The 3532-nt window shown below is 46.5% G+C and carries 2 protein-coding genes; both read right to left on the bottom strand.

Annotated elements, in window-relative coordinates; all coding sequences use genetic code 11:
* Nucleotides 1–162 precede the first annotated feature (162 nt).
* On the bottom strand, nucleotides 163–1311 hold the full coding sequence (locus KDK17_RS03650) for a ShET2/EspL2 family type III secretion system effector toxin (protein ID WP_257282186.1): 1149 nt from the start codon (nucleotides 1309–1311) through the stop codon (nucleotides 163–165).
* A gap of 203 nt (nucleotides 1312–1514) precedes the next feature.
* The coding region (gene pepN, locus KDK17_RS03645; protein WP_257287368.1) for an aminopeptidase N at nucleotides 1515–3532 on the bottom strand (2018 nt) is incomplete at its 5' end.

Raw genomic sequence — 3532 nt, 5'->3', positions numbered from 1 at the left:
AAATAGAAGACACTCTCACCATCATCGTAAACCACCTTCAGAAATAACTACGCCATCTAATAACCAGCTTGTCGAGACGCCCATACTGTGCGCCCGTCAGCTGCGGGATAGAGCACAAGCAATACAGAGTCTGTACAGGCGCCTCTTCACCTATCAAAACGGTCAAGATTCTCGGCGGGCTGACCCTGCTTGAACTCTATACTGGGAGGCTTGTTGCATTATTGCTTCAAAGCAGTACCACCGTGCTATTACTTCGGGATGATTAAAATGCCCCTTTGCTATTATTAAACGATCAGTAAACCTGATGGGTGCGGCACCAAAGCACTGAACATCACATTCATCAGAAGATTTCTTGCCATCATCAACATTAATAAGTGCCCCAAACAAGAAACTGTTAGCTTGAAGAATTTCACCGGTAACGTCTGCAACCAGATCGGGTTCCGAGAGAAGAAATGTTCTGTGCATGAGTGTAGCGTTAGGGTCATAAACAATAACTTTCATGCATCCATCCTGCTTCTTTAATCTAATGGCCATTGCGTGGGCATCTTCTCCATCGAAAAATATTTTAAAATAAAAGTTCTTTTCATTGCCAACCGACATATTCCAGTACTTTTTTACCAGCTTCGTAAGAGCCTCAGAAAAATTTTCCTTATGAAAATAATATCCATCAGCAAAATAGGGATTATCAGTCATTGAGCCGTCTACTAATTCATCTGAACGAAAAGCCTCTTCATCATTTAGGACATCAGATGTATTTGCAAAAGTTGACTGTATTTTTTCAGGGGTGTTTATTATTTCAAAATCCTTCCGTCGACCAAACACTCTTCTGGCATAAGCCCGGGCGAAATGACGGCAGGCTATCTCTTTCCCCGGTGCTATTGTGTCATTATCAGAGCGGTGGACTTGACAATTAAGGTTTATGGGGAACCAGGAATTATCGGAGTTATACATGGGGATTGGAACAATACTGCCATTCTGCTTAAAAGCAAGTTTAACCTTAAGACTTCGCCCTTGATCATGCAGTTGATTTACCTTGTTTTTAACATAGTGAATTGATCCCTCGCAGGCTAGCGGGATGTTAATATTATAAGCACTTAATGTTTTATGGAGTGTTTTAGTAAACCATGCATCAGGTTGTTTTTTCATCAGTTTTGTGGTGATACAGTGCAAAGCGCTGACACAATAACCACCAAAACAGGCCTTGATGCCATTAACAAGGGATGTTAAAGCCCTGACTGGCATCAAGGATTCTGAATGTCTGTGCCACGAATGTGAAAGTGCCGACTGAACATCTAATTTGATTTGATCCATTGCGTGCCCCCTCTTTTTTAATGACCACGATCCATCTGCTCAATATATATCTAGAGCACTAAAGTACTAATAAGTTCCACAGCTGTTATTCTGTTCAGGAAAGAGTGAGGTTTTCCGTTACAGGCAGGATGCTTTAGCGGGGTGTTTTTTAAGTGGGTTCTACCCTGCTTCCAATATGACAGCAGGGTAGAAAGAGGCAGAGATTACAAACTCTTTGTGACTACTTCATAAATATCGGTAGACAGATCAGGTACTGCCTTGATCCGCTCCAGCGCTTTTCTCATGCGTTCCCTTATGACTGGCTCGTATTTCTTCCAGCGTGTCAATGGCGTCATCAGACGAGAAGCGGTTTGCGGGTTCTGTTTGTCCAGGGTAATAATCCAGTCTGCCAGGAACTCATAGCCTTCGCCCGTTCCAGAATGGAACTGCTTCATATTCCCGCTGGTAAATCCACCCAATAAAGCTCTCAGCTTATTCGGGCTGGTGCTGTCGAAAGATTCATGCTCCTGAAGTGACCTTACATGCTCCAGATTCCCCAGAAACGGGCTGCTACTTTGCATCATAAACCAGCTGTCCATGACCACTGCGTCCTCTTTATAACGACCCAGATAGTCATTGAGCAGGGAATCAATGGTCTCCCGACTCTGGTAGCTGGAATTAATGACGATACCCATGGCTGCTCGCAGATCGGTCATATTGCTGGCATTTCTGTACTGATCTTCGGCCAGTTGTTGCAGACTGTCGTCTTCCAGTTCAACCAGGTAATCGAGGCAGATATTTCTCAGGGTTCGTTTGGCAATATCTCCGGCTTCAGGACGATACTCACCTTTCAGTTCCAGAGCCTGATAGAGTGCCAGCAATTTGTCCTTATGAGCTTCGGCAATGGCCTTGCGAACACGACTTCTGGATTCACAGATCTGCAGGGGGTGAATTTCTTCCGCCTGCTCTGCCAGACTTGCTTCAGAGGGCAGTTTCAGCATTTCTGCTTTAACTGCTTTGTCCAGCCCTTCGTCAGCCAGAACGACACCAAAAGCTTCAATCAGTCTTGAATCGATCTCAGTATCTTTTTCCTTCAACAGTCCGTCGACCAGATCTTCAATGACCGCCGTGGCCAGACGCTGGCCTGCATCCCAGCGATTGTAACCATCGCTGTCGTGCTTCATCAGGAATACCAGATCTTCACGACTATAGTCGTATTTAACACGAACGGGCGCAGAGAAGTTTCTCAAAATAGAAGGCAATGGCTTTTCAGCCAGCCCTTCGAATGTCCAGGTTTCTTCAGCCGCTGTCACATGCAGAACCCGTTCAGTCTCACCGGCTTCGTTCAGTGGCAGGGCTTTGCCTCCCTTATCAAGCAGGGCAATAGCCACAGGAATATGAAAAGGCAGCTTGGTGTCCTGACCCGGAGTGGCCGGACAACTCTGGGCGATTGTCAGAGCGTACTGACCTGACTCCTGATCAAAACCATCGGTCAGGGTAACCACCGGTGTTCCCGCCTGGTTGTACCAGTGGCGGAACTGACCAAGATCCACACCGGAAGCGTCTTCCATGGCTTTCACAAAGTCTTCACAGGTAGCCGCTTTACCGTCAAAACGATCAAAGTACAGGTCTGAACCTTTGCGAAAATTGTCCTTGCCGACAATGGTCTGAATCATCCGAACCACTTCACAACCCTTTTCGTAGATGGTCAAGGTGTAAAAATTGGAGATCTCGATAAATGACTGCGGACGAATAGGATGAGCCATAGGGCCTGCATCTTCGGCAAACTGTGCCGTCTTCAGTAACGAAGCGTCTTCAATCCGCTTGACGCCTCGTGAATTCATGTCTGCCGAGAATTCAGCGTCACGGAATACGGTGAAGCCTTCTTTCAGGCTCAGCTGGAACCAGTCACGACAGGTGACCCTGTTGCCAGACCAGTTATGGAAATACTCATGGGCAACAATCGCTTCTATACGCTGATAGCTGGCGTCAGTAGCCGTTTCGGGGCTTGCCAGTACACAGGAAGAGTTGAAGATGTTCAAACCCTTGTTTTCCATCGCACCCATGTTGAAATGGTCCACCGCTACGATCATGAAGATATCCAGATCATACTCACGGCCATAAACTTCTTCGTCCCACTTCATGGACTTTTTCAGCGAAAGCATGGCATGGTCACACTTGTCGATATTGTGAGACTCGGTGAAAATACGCAGTGCCACGTCCCTGCCACTCGCAGTAGTGA

Source organism: Endozoicomonas sp. SESOKO2 (assembly GCF_024606245.1).
Classification (GTDB): domain Bacteria; phylum Pseudomonadota; class Gammaproteobacteria; order Pseudomonadales; family Endozoicomonadaceae; genus Endozoicomonas_A.
Note: the sequence above shows the minus strand (reverse complement) of the source record. Positions and strands in the feature narration are given on the sequence as shown.